General features: G+C 39.5%; 18 protein-coding genes. 11 read left to right on the top strand and 7 right to left on the bottom strand.

Annotated features, from left to right (window positions below; translation table 11 throughout):
- The first annotated feature begins 59 nt into the window (after positions 1–59).
- From pyrB to CL181_RS14540, 3 genes are read left to right on the top strand one after another with little or no spacing between them, the layout of a single operon-like run.
- On the top strand, positions 60–974 hold the full coding sequence (gene pyrB, locus CL181_RS14550) for an aspartate carbamoyltransferase (protein ID WP_255251590.1): 915 nt from the start codon (positions 60–62) through the stop codon (positions 972–974).
- Positions 971–1,471, top strand: coding sequence for an aspartate carbamoyltransferase regulatory subunit (gene pyrI / locus CL181_RS14545; protein WP_097300042.1), 501 nt, complete (start codon positions 971–973; stop codon positions 1,469–1,471). Before pyrB ends, pyrI begins: the two co-directional genes overlap by 4 nt.
- Positions 1,472–1,509: 38 nt before the next feature.
- Positions 1,510–1,749, top strand: coding sequence for a hypothetical protein (locus CL181_RS14540; protein WP_097300041.1), 240 nt, complete (start codon positions 1,510–1,512; stop codon positions 1,747–1,749).
- A 51-nt stretch (positions 1,750–1,800) separates the two neighbouring features.
- On the opposite strand, the gene CL181_RS14535 is transcribed toward CL181_RS14540, so the two are convergent.
- From CL181_RS14535 to CL181_RS14515, 5 genes are all read right to left on the bottom strand, one after another.
- On the bottom strand, positions 1,801–2,463 hold the full coding sequence (locus tag CL181_RS14535; RefSeq protein WP_097300040.1) for a response regulator: 663 nt from the start codon (positions 2,461–2,463) through the stop codon (positions 1,801–1,803).
- Between the two features lie 156 nt (positions 2,464–2,619).
- On the bottom strand, positions 2,620–3,849 hold the full coding sequence (locus CL181_RS14530) for a HEAT repeat domain-containing protein (protein WP_097300039.1): 1,230 nt from the start codon (positions 3,847–3,849) through the stop codon (positions 2,620–2,622).
- Between the two features lie 173 nt (positions 3,850–4,022).
- Complete coding sequence (locus CL181_RS14525) at positions 4,023–5,051, bottom strand: DUF362 domain-containing protein (RefSeq protein WP_176505243.1); 1,029 nt, start codon at positions 5,049–5,051, stop codon at positions 4,023–4,025.
- A gap of 69 nt (positions 5,052–5,120) precedes the next feature.
- Positions 5,121–5,585, bottom strand: coding sequence for an NOB1 family endonuclease (locus CL181_RS14520; protein ID WP_097300038.1), 465 nt, complete (start codon positions 5,583–5,585; stop codon positions 5,121–5,123).
- Positions 5,586–5,636: 51 nt separating this feature from the next.
- On the bottom strand, positions 5,637–6,527 hold the full coding sequence (locus CL181_RS14515; RefSeq protein WP_097300037.1) for a M28 family metallopeptidase: 891 nt from the start codon (positions 6,525–6,527) through the stop codon (positions 5,637–5,639).
- Positions 6,528–6,656: 129 nt separating this feature from the next.
- On the opposite strand from CL181_RS14515, the gene bioB reads away from it, so the two are divergent.
- From bioB to CL181_RS14485, 6 genes are all read left to right on the top strand, one after another.
- The gene (gene bioB, locus CL181_RS14510) at positions 6,657–7,631 is read left to right on the top strand and encodes a biotin synthase BioB (protein WP_176505242.1); all 975 of its coding nucleotides are present in this window, start codon (positions 6,657–6,659) and stop codon (positions 7,629–7,631) included.
- Positions 7,624–8,400 (top strand): 6-carboxyhexanoate--CoA ligase, encoded by a 777-nt coding sequence (locus CL181_RS14505; protein WP_097300035.1) that lies wholly within the window; start codon positions 7,624–7,626, stop codon positions 8,398–8,400. Before bioB ends, CL181_RS14505 begins: the two co-directional genes overlap by 8 nt.
- Positions 8,401–8,429: 29 nt before the next feature.
- Positions 8,430–9,434, top strand: coding sequence for a saccharopine dehydrogenase-like oxidoreductase (locus CL181_RS14500; protein WP_141398928.1), 1,005 nt, complete (start codon positions 8,430–8,432; stop codon positions 9,432–9,434).
- Positions 9,431–10,585 carry an 8-amino-7-oxononanoate synthase gene (gene bioF, locus CL181_RS14495; protein ID WP_217993182.1) on the top strand — a complete coding sequence of 385 codons (1,155 nt, stop codon included), beginning with the start codon at positions 9,431–9,433 and terminating at the stop codon, positions 10,583–10,585. Before CL181_RS14500 ends, bioF begins: the two co-directional genes overlap by 4 nt.
- A gap of 7 nt (positions 10,586–10,592) precedes the next feature.
- Positions 10,593–11,303: a dethiobiotin synthase gene (gene bioD, locus CL181_RS14490; protein ID WP_097300034.1), complete on the top strand. Its 711-nt coding sequence runs from the start codon at positions 10,593–10,595 to the stop codon at positions 11,301–11,303.
- A 63-nt stretch (positions 11,304–11,366) separates the two neighbouring features.
- Entirely contained in the window at positions 11,367–12,128 is a 762-nt protein-coding gene (locus CL181_RS14485) for a GTPase (RefSeq protein ID WP_097300033.1), read from the top strand.
- Positions 12,129–12,262: 134 nt separating this feature from the next.
- Here CL181_RS14485 and CL181_RS14480 read toward each other — a convergent pair whose 3' ends face one another.
- Positions 12,263–12,478 carry a hypothetical protein gene (locus tag CL181_RS14480; RefSeq protein ID WP_097300032.1) on the bottom strand — a complete coding sequence of 72 codons (216 nt, stop codon included), beginning with the start codon at positions 12,476–12,478 and terminating at the stop codon, positions 12,263–12,265.
- Positions 12,479–12,870: 392 nt separating this feature from the next.
- Positions 12,871–13,998, bottom strand: coding sequence for a poly(R)-hydroxyalkanoic acid synthase subunit PhaE (locus CL181_RS14475; RefSeq protein WP_097300031.1), 1,128 nt, complete (start codon positions 13,996–13,998; stop codon positions 12,871–12,873).
- Positions 13,999–14,253: 255 nt separating this feature from the next.
- On the opposite strand from CL181_RS14475, the gene CL181_RS14470 reads away from it, so the two are divergent.
- Entirely contained in the window at positions 14,254–14,472 is a 219-nt protein-coding gene (locus CL181_RS14470; protein ID WP_097300030.1) for a sulfurtransferase TusA family protein, read from the top strand.
- Positions 14,473–14,660: 188 nt separating this feature from the next.
- On the top strand, positions 14,661–15,905 hold the full coding sequence (locus CL181_RS14465) for an S-layer protein domain-containing protein (protein ID WP_097300029.1): 1,245 nt from the start codon (positions 14,661–14,663) through the stop codon (positions 15,903–15,905).
- Positions 15,906–15,951 lie beyond the last annotated feature (46 nt).

The following is a 15,951-nucleotide window of genomic DNA, read 5'->3' as shown; positions in this document are numbered from 1 at the left end:
GGATTTCCTTGCATTTAACTATTATCAATATATTTAAATTTCAATGAGGCTTATTAGGTATGATGTTACGACATATCATCTCAATGAAGGATTTTTCGCATGATGAGATTGATATTATCCTGAAAAGGGCAAAGGATTTTGAACCAATAGCGAGGGGCAAAAAATCATCTCTTCTATCCGGTAAAATTCTTGCAACGCTTTTTTATGAACCCAGCACTCGCACGCGTTTGTCTTTTGAAACTGCAATGAAACGGCTTGGCGGAGAGGTAATTGACCTGGGCTCTGTTGAAAAAAGCTCTGTTGCAAAAGGAGAAACTCTTGCAGATACTATCAGGGTAATAGGAAATTATGCCGATGCTATCGTATTGAGGCATCCCAGGGAAGGCTCAGCCCGAATGGCTGCGCAATTTTCAAATGTCCCGATATTAAATGCCGGGGATGGGGCAGGGCACCACCCGACCCAGACGCTTCTTGACCTTTACACGATAATGCGTGAGAGCAGCCTCTCAAACCTGCGCATTGCACTTGTCGGGGACCTCAAGTACGGAAGAACAGTTCATTCACTTGCTTATGCTTTATCAATGTATCATGCCGATATGACACTTATCTCACCAAAACAGCTCCAGATGCCCGATGTGATCAAGAAAGACCTGAAAAAGCAGGGTGCAAGCATCACCGAAACAACAAATATGGAGGATGTATTGGGGGATATTGATGTATTATATGTTACAAGGATCCAGAAAGAACGCTTTCCTGACCCGGCAGAATACCAGAAAGTAGCAGGTATATACAGGGTGACTGCGGAATTGCTTGAAAAGGCTCTTGATAATCTCATAATAATGCATCCTCTTCCGCGTCTTGATGAGATCGATCCTGCTGTTGACAGGACAAAATACGCGCGTTATTTTGAACAATCATTTTATGGCGTCCCGGTCAGGATGGCGCTTCTTGCAATGGCGATGGAGGTTGCATGAAACGAAATGAAACTGAAAACAAAACTTCAGACTGTTCATTGAAGAAAGGGATGCGTGTGCGCCCTATCAAGCATGGGACTGTTATCGACCACATTACAGCAGGCCAGGCGCTCAATGTTCTGAAAATACTCGGAATATCAGGAACAACGACCGCTGTTGTCAGCGTTGCAATGAATGTTCCAAGCGGGGTTCTGGAAAAAAAGGATATTGTGAAGATCGAGGACAGGGAACTTAAAGAGGAAGAAGTTGACAAGGTTTCACTTATTGCGCCGGATGCCACTATCAATATCATCCGGGATTTCGAGGTAATTGGTAAACACAGGGTTGAGCTTCCTGAGAATCTTGAAGGCGTGATGAAATGCGACAACCCCAACTGCATTTCCAACACCGTTGAGCCTGTTATTTCAAAATTTACCGTAAATAAAAAGCCGGTGGAACTTCGGTGTATTTACTGTGACCATGTGATTTCCGAGGGGATTGCAGAGCACTTGATTTGATGCAAACTTTAATCTAAGAAAAAGTTCAATTTGAGTCCATGGACGAGAATACGATAAACAGGACAAAAGCTGCAATTAATGCTCTCATTGATATAGAGCAGTTGTGGATCGAAAATACCCCTAATTATAACCTTTCCACACAAGAACTGCTTGTCCTGAAGAAAAGGCTTGAGCGGGCTTCAGAGAATGTTTCAAAAATATATGAGGATAATAGGGTAAAATTGCAGGCTGCTGAAGACGAGATCAAAAAGATGCATGAAGGGAAGAAAAGAAAGTAAGTAAAAATATCGCAAAGCAAATCTATGTTCTATCCTTTTGGTAAGGTCTGGTCAATTCACTTTCCCGATTTCAAAATTCGAAAATAGGGATATGATCGGTGGCTTGTTTTTGAAATGTTTTATTTCATTTTCTGATGCATTGATCTTTTCTTTTAAATTATCCAGGATCTTCTTGCTTTCGGGGTCATTTACAAGTTTTTTAGTAGAATAAAGCTGCCGCATCAGGATAAATCGTTTACGATCTATGATGTTCTGTTTAAATAAATAGAATAAATACATCATATTCTCATTTTCTTTGTAATCTATAACTGTTTTATAGCACTGGTCAAGAAGAGAAGGGATTTCAAAAGCATCCTTCACAGCCATTTGCAGGCCATCCAGTGTAACAGGTTTCATGAGATAATCAGAAACATGGGATAGTCGAAGCATATCTTTGATCCCGGGTATTTTTGATGTTATCACGACAATTGGCATATCCGGATTATTCGCTTTTATTTTTTCGGTTAAATTCCATCCATTCATATCAGGTAGTTCGATATCCATCAAAACCATATCGGGTTTACTTTTATTAATTCCCCACAGACACCCTTTGCCCGTAAATGTTGTAGTAACAATGTAGTTATTTTCATCCGATAGAAGCATTTCGGCAAACAGGTCAGCAATATCCGGATCACTATTGACGACCAATATTGATTTTGATTTTTCATTACTCATATAATTTTATGTGAAGACACACAAATATAAGGTTAAGTATGATTGAAATTCACAACATTACCAATTAAGTGAGATATACCGGGATAAATCTCACATTTGTGATAATGTTTTCTTTTTATCTCACTCATATCCCCATCGCTGTAAAGGTTCGTGAGGTCAATTTTTAAAATGTAGAAGAGAAAGAAAACTGTTCAAAAATAAAGAGGGTTTATTTGCTCTATAATTTACAGCATTTCTAATAGTTATTGCCATCTGAAGCCAAACAAAAAATAAGCAGATATCTACAATCGCTGTAAGAAGTAATAAGCCTGGAGAAACCTTTTCGTTGCTGCTATACGTCAGTCTGTTCAAAATGCTCGATGCAAATATTGTTATATAAAGCCATGGCAACCACGACCGCAATGATGATCCCCATCGAGCCATATCTCCTGCTTCCAACTTTAAACGATCTGCAAGGGTCCCAAAAGTGTTCCAAATACCCCATGTACTATAAAATGGTATGATAAGTCTTCCAAGCGCTCCCATCGGTGAAATCGGATACCTGCTAAAGAGTATGGGTAGATCGGAATGCAAACGGTACATCCACTGCAAAAAAATAATAAGTATAATATAGTAAAGTGCTATACTCAGCAAAGCTTGAAGTTCAAAAAAAAATACTAATTGAGTGGAATAGATAGCTGGTTCTGTTACTGCAATGGGAGAGAGAAATGCAGATAATATAAATAAAAATGGTATTATAGATAAACCAAATTCAACCCATAGAAGAGCTATAAGAGTTCGGCCAGCCCCCTCTGATTTGAGGGGAATAACTGATACTAGATCTGTCCACTTACTCTCTATTTCTATTGAAGGTTTTATGAGAACTGCATCTTCTGATTCTCTTCCGCTGCATATTTTTAGCTCTTCATCTTGAGTTAGTTTCCGTCTAATCTTTTCTAAAGCCTCCGCTGCCGCTTCCCCAACCTCCCGATCATCATCACCAAGAACTCTTATAAGAGGTTCTACCGCTTTTGCATCTCCTATTTTACCTAAAGCCTCTGCTGCTCCATGCCTATCCCACACATCTTCATCGCCTAGAATTTTTATAAGAGGTTCTACCGCTGGTTTCCCTACCTGGACAAGCTTTTTCCAATCGCTTTTTGCAATAAGATAGGCTATTTGCTCTTTTTCGTCTGACGGTTTCCATCCGATCTTTTCTAAAACCTTTGCTACTTCATACCTGATGGACGAATTGTCATCTTCAAGAGTTTTTATAAGAGGTTCTACCGCTGGTTTTCCTATTCGGATAAGCTTTTTCCAATCTTTTTTTTCAATCATATCAACTATATGTTCTTTTTCACTAAGAAACAACTTTAAAATACCTCCTTTTCTTTTCCATTTTGCCAATAACTCCTAATTTTCAGATAATTATTATGCTATACTGTTATATACCTATATAAAAATCCTATACTGTTATTATACCTATATCAAAACTTTGGCAAGAGCAGTACCGATCAGGAGATAACAATTTTAATGAAACAAAAGTAAAATCAGAAAAAGAACCTAACACATCTTTGATATTATGTAAAAAGTTTTTTCCTGATGTTATCGCATATTTCCTTTGCTTCGTTATTTATAGCGACGATCTCGATCTCATCAGGCCCTGATGCTCCAAGACCCAATTCCACGGCTCTTGCAATTTGTTCCTGCTCAAAAATATTGCCTCTTTCAACCTCTCCTGTCGTGCCATAAATACGCAAGGTAGCCACACCCACAGCATCAAGGGCGATCCTGTCATTGCTTGCGATCATAATTCCAGGTTCGATCAATGTTCCTTCATCCGGCCCGCCTTTTGAAAATCCTGATATCCCATCCATGATTATGATATCCGGGTCGTAAGCTGTGTTTATTTCAGCTATCATCTGTCTCTGGTATTTTGAAGAATGAAGTTCAGACATGTAATTATAGTTATCTTCAGGGTCATATTTGGCAACCATGCCCACACTATTTTTAAGGGACAGGGTGAAATGACCACCAAATCTGTGGGCTTTCAGGCAGCAGGTCTGGATTATGAAGTCGGCTTCCCTGAATAATCTTGGAAAAAGGAAGCCTCTTTTCCAGTGGCTATTCGCAGGTTTTTCTTGTATCCACTCGCTTCTTTCCAGATCATCAAGGATAACGGCATCAAATCCATGCTTTTTTGAAAGTGCCATGATCCCCAGATCTTCCAGCGTTTTTCCGGTATCTCCCATACCGCTTCTTTCAGCAATTACGATACTTGCTCCCTTTTCCCTGAAGGAATCAACCATCGCTGATATAGTATCAGGATGTGTGGATGCCGGGAATGGATCCGGGCTATTGAAGTTCGCTTTGAGCGAAACTTTTTTGCCAGAATATTTGTCTGTATCGAAATACTTCAACAGCTCTTTTATTCCCGAACTTCTTTCGTTTGTCTTTATTATATATACTTTTGAAATGACCCCTTTTTTCATGCGCGTTCCCTCCCCATTGGATATTTCATTTACGGATTCCTTCCTGTAAATGCAACCGGACATAATAAATGAAAATGCAGTCGCTAACCATACTATGAACTCCCTTCTTCTTATCATACAATAGATTATGGTTTTTTCCTGTATTTATCCCTGACCATGAGGACGACGAAGTTTGTGCCTAAAAAATCATTTCATCCTCATTTTCTTAAGAGGCGTACCGCACACAGGGCAGTCATCTCCCTGCGGGAACCGCCGCTTGCATCCGATACAGAATTTTTCCCATAGAAGAACGTCCTTTATCTTTTTCTGTCCTGCGGGCATGACCTTTATTCCCAGCTGGATTGCAGTGTTCTGGACTGCATAATCATCTGTGATAAGGATAGTATCTTCATTCCGGGTATATTCAAGAGCCTTTGCCAGCAGGTCTATATCGGTTTTTGAGAGTTCTTCACTATCCCTGGTTGCCCTGGCTTTCGTTGTTACTTCCCTGATAAAAATTTGAAGCGGAGGCTCGATCCTCACATTCATTAATTCCAGAATTGTACGAGACATCTCATCCCTGATCTCATCTACAACTGAGGGGACGGTTATTATATTTCCTTCGATCCTTTTCCCGATAATGAAAAGGGAGGAATCAGCGATATGGATCATTTTGATATCTCCGGGTTAAAGATTAATTTATTGAACATAAGAATTTGTAAGTTATACCGGGTCATACTTTTTTTGTGTAATTCCGGCTACTTTTATTATAGTCGCCGCTGTCATTCTGGTCACTTCTACTACGTAGTCAATGTCTATATTGTCATATGTATCGGTTACCTCATGGGTGTGGGGATACTTGCCCGCCTGGCACACTCCAATGGCTGTAAAACCTGCTGAGTTAAAAGGCATATGATCGCTTCTCCAGAGATCCAACAATTTAATAGTAAGATTAGTATACGCGGAAGCAGCCTGTTTAATCACTTCCACAAATTTTTTGGTGTCAGTATTTCCGGGTGGGTCCTGATTACCCTGATCCTCCCCGATAATAACTTTCCATTCAGGCTTTACATCAGGATATCCTATTTCATCAAGATTGATGACCAGAACGATATTCATATTATTCGAGAGGGCGTGATCTGCATATGCTCTTGAACCCCACAGGTTCTGTTCCTCGCCTGTAAAAGCAATGAAACGGATGGTATAATTCATATCTATATTCTTAAGGATACGTGCGGTCTCAATCATGGCCGCCACACCGCTTGCATTATCATTTGCGCCAGGGGCAGGACATGTTTGCCAGTCCCACCCTACTGTTGATTTCACTATAGAATCATAATGTGCGCAAAGGATCAGGATCTTATCCGATTCCCCTTTCCCTTGCTTTGTACAGACGATATTTTTCTGTAATGAGTCACAAAGGATAAAATCCTGATATGTCACATCAGAATATCCCAGCTTACTGAATTGATCATATATCCACTCCCTGGCCAGGATCGCTTTATCTGAGAATGTAAAGCGGGTGGAATAGTCGGTCAGGTGCCGGATATTGGATTTGATATCAGTCAGGGAGACCTCTTTTACAATAGCCGGAATATTTTTATTTTGAATCATATCTTTTTCTACTGGTAATACTCGATAATGTAGATTACCCTATCGAACTTTCATTTATAAACCACGACCATAAGATTATTAATTGATTGTCAACATCTACACCATAAAAGTTAACAATCCATTTACATTATGTTAAAAAAACTACGAACTAAGATTGAAAACGGTAAAAGCATAGACTTCACAGAAGCCATGGAACTTATGGATTTCAAAGGATATGAATGTATGGAGCTATTCTTGCTTGCAAACCATGTCCGTTCTAAACTAGGTAACCGGGTTGATCTTTGTTCCATAATAAATGCAAAATGCGGTTTATGCTCTGAAGACTGCAAATTCTGTGCACAATCTGCCCATAACGATACTGAAATTACGCCCTATCCCCTGATGGATGAAGAAGAGATACTCAACATGGCGCAGATGATGGAAGAAGAAGGTGCGGCAAGATTTTGCATTGTTACAAGCGGAAAAGAAGTAAATGGCGAAGATTTTGAGAATATATTAAGTTCCTTACGAAGAATAAGAAAGGAAACAGGTTTATCTGTTTGCATTTCTTCAGGTGTGCTTACAGATGAACGTGCGTTTGCCCTGAAAAGTGCAGGTGCTACACGAATACATCATAACCTTGAGACCTCAAGGAACTTTTTTAACAAAATATGCACAACCCACACCTATGATGAAAAAATAAAAACCATATATGTTGCGAAAAATGCGGGCCTTGAAGTCTGCTGCGGGGGCATAATCGGAATGGGGGAGTCGGTAAGTGACCGTCTGGAACTTGCATTCACGCTGAGGGATATGGATGTTGATTCTATCCCCATAAATATATTGAATCCCATCAAAGGAACACCTATTGGCATTGAAAAACCGATAGATCCCCTTGAAATCCTGAAAACAATAGCTGTTTTTCGTCTCATTCTCCCTGGAAAAAATATCCGAATAGCAGGTGGACGGGAGAAAAATCTCCGGGATTTACAAAGCTTATGTCTTCTTGCAGGGGCAAACGGGCTTATCCTTGGCAATTACCTGACAACGGCGGGCAGAACGCCGCGTGATGATATTCAGATGATAATTGATCTTGGTCTGGTCCCCGGAGGTGTTCATGTTTAGTGTTCGGATGAGAGCAGAAAAAAACAAAAAACACATATCTGGAGCTGAGAATCTCGTTGAGAAGACAAAAATTCAAACAATTGTTTCAGGGCTTGTAGATCGGGCTCTATCTCATGAAAAAGGTGAACCTGACCTTATTAATATAACCGTTGAAACATTAAAAATTCCAATTAAAAAAGTAACTTCCCTCCCGCTCATTCTGATGAATGTTGAAAATGAGACTGAAGGGAAAAAACTTGCCAGAAAGTTGCTACTTGAACTCGGGATACCGGCACTTTGCATTGAAAAAAGTATATCTCTTCTGGAAAAAGGCCCTGCTATTGGTGAAAATATGCGGGGTGCGATAATCATGGATTTAAAAGGTAACAGGCTTGAAACCGATAAGGTTCGCGGTATCCGTGTATCCCGTATGGATATAACAGAAGAAGCTGCAAATGAACTTTTTAATGCGCTTTCTGTTTCAGGATTGTCATCGTATTTTACAAATATAAGCGAAGCGCTTATACTTGCAACAAAAGTAGAATCGGTCAAAGGCACAATTGCGGAACTTTGCTGGTCTGATGATCCATCATATACGGCAGGTTATGTGGCCTCCCAAAAAATGGGATACATAAGGATACCGCATTTGAAAAAAAAGGGTGACCCATTCGGAGGGCGCGTTTTTTTTGTGAATAATATTGACCATGGAAAATATATTACTGAGATGGAGCAGACTCCGGTTCTTGTCACTAAATTTAGGGGAATTATAGAGCTTTTTGGAAAAAAATAAAAAAAAAGATAAAAATTTGAGGAATGATTATGGAACAAATACAGGTAATGAAATTAAAAAAACCAGATAGGAACGAAGCCGCAAACATCGCTGTTCTTGGTGCAGGAGGTCTTGGGATGGCAGCCGCAAAAATACTTGGGCAGAAAAAGGAAATGAGACTTGCAGCAATTGCTGACAAGACCGGCTATATTATCGATCATAATGGGATAGATCCTGAGCTTCTTGAAAACAAAAAGCCAGGTGATATTGGCATAAGAACTGATGATGCCATAACCTGCATTGTTGAAAATTGCCGGGAATTTGATGGTATTTTCCTGGCTCTTCCCAACCTCACGAACAACTTTATCCCTGAGGTTGTATCGATGTTTGCCAAAGCAGGTTTTAAGGGTGTGATGGTGGATGCCATGAAACGGTCACAGGCTGTTGAGATGATCTTTGGAATGGATGATATGATAAAAAATGCCAGTATTACATATATTACAGGAGCAGGCGCTACACCTGGATTACTTACCTGTGCTGCCGCTATTGCGGCAAATTCTTTTATGGAAGTAACGAATGTGGATATAAATTTCGGAGTAGGAGTATCAAACTGGGAATCGTATCGTGCAACCATACGGGAAGATATAGCGCATCTTGAGGGCTTTAACCTTGAAAAAGCGGCAAATATGACATGTGCCCAGATAAAAAATGAACTCGATAAGAGAAGAGGTATTCTCCAATTATACAATATGGAACATGCAGATGATGTGCTTCTTGAGAGAGCTGGTATCGTATCCCGCGAAAAAGTAACTGTTAGCGGAGTAGTTGATACCAGGAATCCCAGGAAACCAGTAAGCACTACGATGACCCTTACAGGAAAGACATTTGATGGGGCTTTTTCAAGCCACAGGTTCATTCTGGGTGATGAGACCACAATGGCGGCCAATGTAGTTGGGCCTGCTCTTGGATGGATGAAAGCCGGTTTTGAGCTCCATAAACGTGGAATATACGGTGTGTTCGGGTCAGCCGAACTCATGCCAAGATTCGTTAAATGAAAATGAAATGGCTCTCAGATGAGCTTGGACAAATTAAAAGTAAAGGATTATATCGGGAACTCAGGACTATCAGATCTGCCCAGTCCCCAAGGATAAAAAAAGATGGTAGGGAATACATACTTCTATCGTCTAATAATTACCTTGGCCTGGCCACTCACCCAAAAGTGAAAAAAGCTGCGGCTGATGCAATAGAAATATACGGATCAGGCGCGGGGGGATCCCGGCTGACTACCGGGAATACTGACATTTACAATAAGCTGGAAGAAAAAATAGCGGATTTTAAGGGTACGGAAGATGCGATCGTATTCAGCTCGGGATATATGGCAAATATCGGAACTATATCCGCTTTGATGAAAAGCGGAGATCTGATACTAAGTGATGAACTCAATCATGCAAGCATTATCGATGGTTGCAGACTTAGCCGCGCAGATGTGAAAGTCTATCCCCATAAAGATATTTCCTGTCTTGAAAAAGAGCTTGGCGCATCGAAAAACAGCAAAAAACTCATTGTAACGGATGGTGTTTTCAGTATGGATGGAGATATAGCGCCTCTTCCTGAGATCATAGAGATCGCAGAAAGGTTCGATGCAATGGTCATGGTGGATGATGCCCATGCTACTGGCGTTCTTGGCAAACATTCCGGAGGTACAGGAGATCATTTCAATGTTGATGCTGATATTACAATGGGAACACTTAGCAAAGCCCTTGCAAGCTCCGGAGGATACATAGCCGGAAATAGCGAGCTTATAGAATATCTTCAAAATGTTTCACGTTCATTTATTTTCTCAACTGCACTTCCACCGCCGGCTGTGGCTGCTGCTACTGCTGCCATTGATATTATCCGGGAAGAAAATCCGACAGCAAAACTCCGGAGGATTGTCGCGATCTATAAAAAAGGGCTTATTGATGTGGGATTTAATATTCAAAGTGAAACTCAGATCGTTCCCATAATAACAGGAGATACAGATACGACCATGAAAGCCGCTCTTTTGCTTGAAAAACAGGGTATTTTTGTCCAGGGAATCAGGCCTCCCACGGTGCCGGAAGGTAAAGGCAGGATAAGGACTACATTGATGGCAACCCATAGTAAGCAGGATATAAACGATGCACTTGTTGCTATTAGAATTGTAAAAGAAAAATTCAATCTATGATTATTATATGACCGGGATATTCATTACAGGAACCGATACAAACGTGGGAAAGACAGTGATAGCAGCAGGACTTGCAGGGGCCCTTAAAAATAAAGGATATAGCATAGGTGTGATGAAAGCTGTCCAGAGCGGCGCAGGAATAAGAAACGGTAAACTTTATTCCCCGGATGCCGAGCTCATGATGAAGGTGATCGAAATAAAGGCTGACGAGAAGTTGACATGCCCTTATCTCCTGAAAGAAGCGATGGCGCCAGGGACCGCTGCAGAAATTGAAGGAATAAGCATAGACATTGATATTATTAAAAATATTTACATGGAACTTGAAAAAAGATATGATATTGTAATTGTTGAAGGAGCAGGGGGTATTGCTGTTCCTGTAAAGAAAAAGTTCCTGATTTCTGATTTAATAAAATATATGGATATTCCTGCCATAATCGTTGCCAGAGCAGGTCTTGGAACTATAAACCATACAGTTCTCACAATAGAATATGCAAAGAGATCAGGGATTAAAATAATAGGGGTAATAATAAACAATTACAGGGGCGGTAGCGTTGAAGACAAAAATCCTGGAATCATAAATGAACTTACCGGGATCCCCATATCAGGAGTTATTCCCAATGATCCTTCTATATGCTCGGAAAGAGGAATACCTGGGAATATTGTATCCCTTATTGAGAAAAATGTTGATCTGGATAGAATTATTAGTTTCCCTTATTAGGTCTTTTTTCCGGATTTCTTATCCACAATACATCCTTATATCATCCTGCCTAATAGCACATACATGGCAAGCTACAAGTTGATGGTAAAGGATGTTATAAAAAAAGCTGATGTCCTTCTTGAAGTAATTGATGCCAGGTTTCCGGACGAAACACGGAACAGCGAGGTTGAAAGAGACATAACGCGTGCAAATAAGCCTTTCATAATAGTCATCAACAAATGCGATCTTGTATCAAAGGAAACACTTGAGAAAACCAAATCCCGATTATCAAAGATCGCACCCACGATCTTTGTGTCCAATAAGGAAAAGTTCGGAACAACCCTGTTAAGACACAAAATCCTTGAAATCGCAGGCATAAAAGGGCGTGAAATACTGGTGGGTTCCATTGGTTATCCCAATACGGGTAAATCATCTGTGATAAATGGCGTGTCTGGAAGGCATTCAGCAAGGACGTCCCCGATATCAGGTTATACAAGAGGGGTTCAGCTTGTGGATGCAGGTTCACGGATCATGTTCATCGATACACCGGGTGTGATACCATTTGGTGAGAACGACGAGTATATCCAGGGCCTTCTTGGAGTAAAGGATGCAACACACCTGCAGGATAAAATCGGAGTAGCTATGAGGATTATAGGGAAGTTATGCGCGGAGAATAAAACTGTCCTGGAATCCTTATACCATGTCACAATAGAAGGACAGGATTCTTATGATGCAATCCTCCTCATAGGAAAAGAATGCAACTTCCTGAAGAAGAAAGGTGAAATCGATGAAGAAAGAGCGGCTATGAAAATAATCAATGACTGGCAAAAAGGGCTTTTGGTTTAGTACCTTATAATGTATTTACAATTAATAATCTTACTATTTACTTTGCCCCAAATCCACCACGGATGAATCTCTGGAGATCTTCTTCTTCATCTATTTCCAGATCCCGGAGTGTTTCTTCTGTATCAGTTTTCATTTCATAACCCCAATAGGGTTTCCTCAATAGCAAAAGCATCCCTGCCGCAGTCCATGCATGATACCATAGCAATTCCCTTGATAAAATCCGCAGTTCTTAGTGGTATTGTATTTTTGCAATTAGGGCATTTATAACGTTTGCCGCCTTTAGTATCAACCAGTCTTTTTTTTACATGATTCATGTTTGGATCTGTAATTATCTCCGCTGTGTAATTCATATATTCACTCCTCCAATTCATATGTGGAAATTTTCTGATCCACAACGTCTAATACTTCATAGGATTATAAAAACGTTTTGCTGTTTTTAAGAATTAGTGCTATTCTTTTACTACAATAATTATCACTCTCCAAAATAATTTACTTGATAAAGTTTGAAATACAGATTGTATCCCTTTATTTCCAGTGCAAAAATGATAGTACTACTATATTCACACTATACTATATATCAGTGCTACTACCCTGATAGTAATAGAGTAAAACGATAATTTGTTTTACTTAAATTGCAGAGTCGGGGTTAGAATAAGGCAGGTTGGGGAAGTGGGGGGTTAGTATATCAAAAATGTTATTATCAAAAATAACATTTTTGATAAAAAAAGAGGGATTTTCCGGCTTAAGCCGTCTGAATCCCTCTTTTTTTATTCTTTCCGGGATATGCTGGTGCTGAACGAACTCTCGGTTTCAACCACATATTTGACATCCTTGTAAATGTATCCGTATACATCCTGGTCATGATCTTTAAAGGCTCCATGATCTCTTTCATAGACCCTACTGCTGGCATATCCTCAAAAAAGCTCTCAAAAGCCTTTTCATAGGTTTTAACCCAGAGATTATAAAATTTATTATATGTTTCCGGATCAGATTGTTTTGACAACTCCTGCGCTTTCTCTGACATTTCTTCCAGTGCTGTTATCCATGACTTATACATACTCAGGTAAATTTCGGTGGCCTTTATAAAATTCCCAAACATTTCCCTGGAAAGCTCGGTGGACTTTCCATATTTTTCATATATTTCTTTATATGTATCCACCCATAAGGTATAAAATTCCTTATAGCTTTCAGGACTTGCCTTTCCCCGTGAGATTTCTGCCATTTTCTTAGAAAGTTTCATCATGGATTCATTCATCGGCCCGCAGATCTGCGTATATGATCTCCTCCATAATTTTGACATCTGCAAAAAGCCTTCCAGATAGAAATCAGGCATGCCGCCATATTCCCCAAATAACTCCTTTGTACTTTCTTCAGAGGGTAGTGAAAGGATCTTATCGAATATTTTTTCATAAGACTTCGTCCACACATCATAATATTCCTTATATTTTGCAGGGTCCTGTTCTCCTTGAAGTATTTCTTTTGTCATCCGGGAATTTTTTTCAAGCTCGGCAATCCAGGAACTGAATAGTTTATTTGATTCATCGGCTCTTGATATGAACTTCTCAAGTATCTCTTTATTGGGTTGTGGCGCAGGGATCGGATAAAATATACCGAAGGTATTCTGATATGTTTTGATCCATTCATCATAAAATTCCATGTATTTCTGTGGCGTCGCTTCTTTTGAAAGAAGAACTGTTTTATCAATCATTTCTTTAGTGGCTTCAAGCCATGGCCTGTATAGTTTTTCGTATGAATCTACCCACGTTTTGGAAATTTCTGTATAACTGTTAGCCCATGTATTGAAAATATTTTGCTTTTCTTCTCTCTTTTCTTCGCTCTCTTCTTCCATAACATTACTTTTCTTGACCATTATTATCTTCTCCAGGTTTAATTCATTTCATTGATATTTTATAATTAGAATTTAATTATAAAAATATAAGATAAATTTGCAATTATTTTTCCCCATTGACTGAAATATTTGCAAATTTCCTCCACTATATTAATTGCGTTGTTTTGCTATATAATTTTGCCGCTATCCTTACAATCTCGGATCAACCCTATCAATTATTGCTGATTTTTTGCCTTTATACAAACCTAAAATATACCATGACCCATACTAACACCCATGCACAAAATAGATGCAAGAGGTAAAGTATGCCCGCTGCCATTGTTCTATACCAAGAAACAGATCGACGGGTTAAAAATCGGGGAAGAATTTGAAGTGTTAACAGATGACATTACTGCAAGAAATGCAATTCCTCAATGGATAAAAGAACATGGACATGAAATTGTCAGGATTGAGGATTCAGGCATTGATTTAAAAATAACTATCAGAAAACACTGATTTTTTTTATTATTTTTATTATCTTAATACTTGAATATAATTACTTGTACTTTGCGTCCTTCGTCATACTTTGAACTGTTTGATTTTTTTGCCTTAATTATTCGTTTTTTGGGATAATTGGGTTAATTGTTGCTGATTTCTCTATAGTTATATAACTTTGAAAATTGTCAGGTACATGATGTGATAAAATGATAAAAATGGTAAAAATATTAATCGTGTTTGCAATTATGCTATTATTAGCAGCTCCGGTAACAGCCGCTAATGTGACAACAGTAGAGATTCGCGGAATAGTTTTTGATTCCGGTTCAAGTACATATAACACTACTTTGCAGTGGGATGCTGTGAAATTCCCTGGTTTCTGGTATGCCCTTGGCCCGGGAAAATCAAGTGAGACTCTCAAGATCATTAACCAGCCTGCATCAAGTTTAACAGCTAACAACAGGGTTATCGAGAAAGAAAATCTTCAGTACAATACATTACGCTCAGACCAGAAATTCAAGGTATTCAGTGAGAAAAGCAAGAAGGTAGAGAATGGTCTTGAGTATAACAGTAGCACTAAAACCTTCAAACTGAACGCCACAGGTGGTTATTATGCACGGCTTGGCTGGTTCGGTGATCTTTATGTTGCTGTGAACGGGAAAGCAAATAAGTTAGCTAAGCTGATAAAAGAACAGAAGGCAGAGGAAAAGCAGACATTGAAATTGGGAACCTCATGGAACCTTGGGGAAGGTTACAATCTTACAGTTGAATCTCTTGATACAGAAACAAATCCAAGACAGGCATGGCTTTCTTTCAATAAGGACGGCAAAAATCTTGACCAGAGAGTTGTGAACGAAGGAGAAGTATATACTTATATTGAGAAAAACGTAAACGGTGAGTCTGATGTGCCCGTATTCGTGACTTATGTGGATAGTATATTTACAGGTGCAGAAGGCATGTCCACCTTTGTCCAGCTCAGGTACACATGGCTGATATCCCAAAATGTGCTCGAAATAAAAGCAGGCGATAAATTCGGTGTATTTGAGGCAAAGGAAGCAAATGAAAATTATGTGCTTCTTCACAATAAGGATAATCCCATAAAACTTGGCCAGAATTCAGTGCAGCCGTTGTATGGAGAGTTAAAGTTCAAGGTAGCTGATAGTTCAACTGCACTGCGATTTTATCCATATTTTGAACAGGTTATAAAGGACAGCCCAAAAGTAGATTTTAAAGCTACAATAGCCAATGCAACCACTACAACTACCACATCCACTGCGTCCACCTTATCATCGGCAGCAACAACCCCATCCACATCGTCACAGGAAGCCGGCGCAGCCCAGGTCAGTTCGCCAGTAACAAAACCTGTTACGGCCAAATCCCGGCAATGGAACTGGATATTTTTTGCTGCGGCAGGTCTTGTAGCGACAGGATATCTGGTTCTGAGGAAGGGTTAAAAAATGAGAAAGCCATACCATAGAATTATTTTTTCTATAATATGAC

This window comes from Candidatus Methanoperedens sp. BLZ2, from assembly GCF_002487355.1.
In the GTDB taxonomy this organism is placed as follows: Archaea; Halobacteriota; Methanosarcinia; order Methanosarcinales; family Methanoperedenaceae; genus Methanoperedens.
This window is presented reverse-complemented; position numbering and strand designations above follow the sequence as displayed.

Excerpts from the sequence above, each read along its gene's own strand:
- pyrB (WP_255251590.1), top strand. The coding sequence starts at position 60 with ATGATGTTACGACATATCATCTCAATGAAGGATTTTTCGCATGATGAG.
- pyrI (WP_097300042.1), top strand. The coding sequence starts at position 971 with ATGAAACGAAATGAAACTGAAAACAAAACTTCAGACTGTTCATTGAAG.
- CL181_RS14540 (WP_097300041.1), top strand. The coding sequence starts at position 1,510 with ATGGACGAGAATACGATAAACAGGACAAAAGCTGCAATTAATGCTCTC.
- CL181_RS14535 (WP_097300040.1), bottom strand. The coding sequence starts at position 2,463 with ATGAGTAATGAAAAATCAAAATCAATATTGGTCGTCAATAGTGATCCG.
- CL181_RS14525 (WP_176505243.1), bottom strand. The coding sequence starts at position 5,051 with ATGATAAGAAGAAGGGAGTTCATAGTATGGTTAGCGACTGCATTTTCA.
- CL181_RS14520 (WP_097300038.1), bottom strand. The coding sequence starts at position 5,585 with ATGATCCATATCGCTGATTCCTCCCTTTTCATTATCGGGAAAAGGATC.
- CL181_RS14515 (WP_097300037.1), bottom strand. The coding sequence starts at position 6,527 with ATGATTCAAAATAAAAATATTCCGGCTATTGTAAAAGAGGTCTCCCTG.
- bioB (WP_176505242.1), top strand. The coding sequence starts at position 6,657 with ATGTTAAAAAAACTACGAACTAAGATTGAAAACGGTAAAAGCATAGAC.
- CL181_RS14505 (WP_097300035.1), top strand. The coding sequence starts at position 7,624 with ATGTTTAGTGTTCGGATGAGAGCAGAAAAAAACAAAAAACACATATCT.
- CL181_RS14500 (WP_141398928.1), top strand. The coding sequence starts at position 8,430 with ATGGAACAAATACAGGTAATGAAATTAAAAAAACCAGATAGGAACGAA.
- bioF (WP_217993182.1), top strand. The coding sequence starts at position 9,431 with ATGAAAATGAAATGGCTCTCAGATGAGCTTGGACAAATTAAAAGTAAA.
- bioD (WP_097300034.1), top strand. The coding sequence starts at position 10,593 with ATGACCGGGATATTCATTACAGGAACCGATACAAACGTGGGAAAGACA.
- CL181_RS14485 (WP_097300033.1), top strand. The coding sequence starts at position 11,367 with ATGGCAAGCTACAAGTTGATGGTAAAGGATGTTATAAAAAAAGCTGAT.
- CL181_RS14480 (WP_097300032.1), bottom strand. The coding sequence starts at position 12,478 with ATGAATTACACAGCGGAGATAATTACAGATCCAAACATGAATCATGTA.
- CL181_RS14475 (WP_097300031.1), bottom strand. The coding sequence starts at position 13,998 with ATGGTCAAGAAAAGTAATGTTATGGAAGAAGAGAGCGAAGAAAAGAGA.
- CL181_RS14470 (WP_097300030.1), top strand. The coding sequence starts at position 14,254 with ATGCACAAAATAGATGCAAGAGGTAAAGTATGCCCGCTGCCATTGTTC.
- CL181_RS14465 (WP_097300029.1), top strand. The coding sequence starts at position 14,661 with ATGATAAAAATGGTAAAAATATTAATCGTGTTTGCAATTATGCTATTA.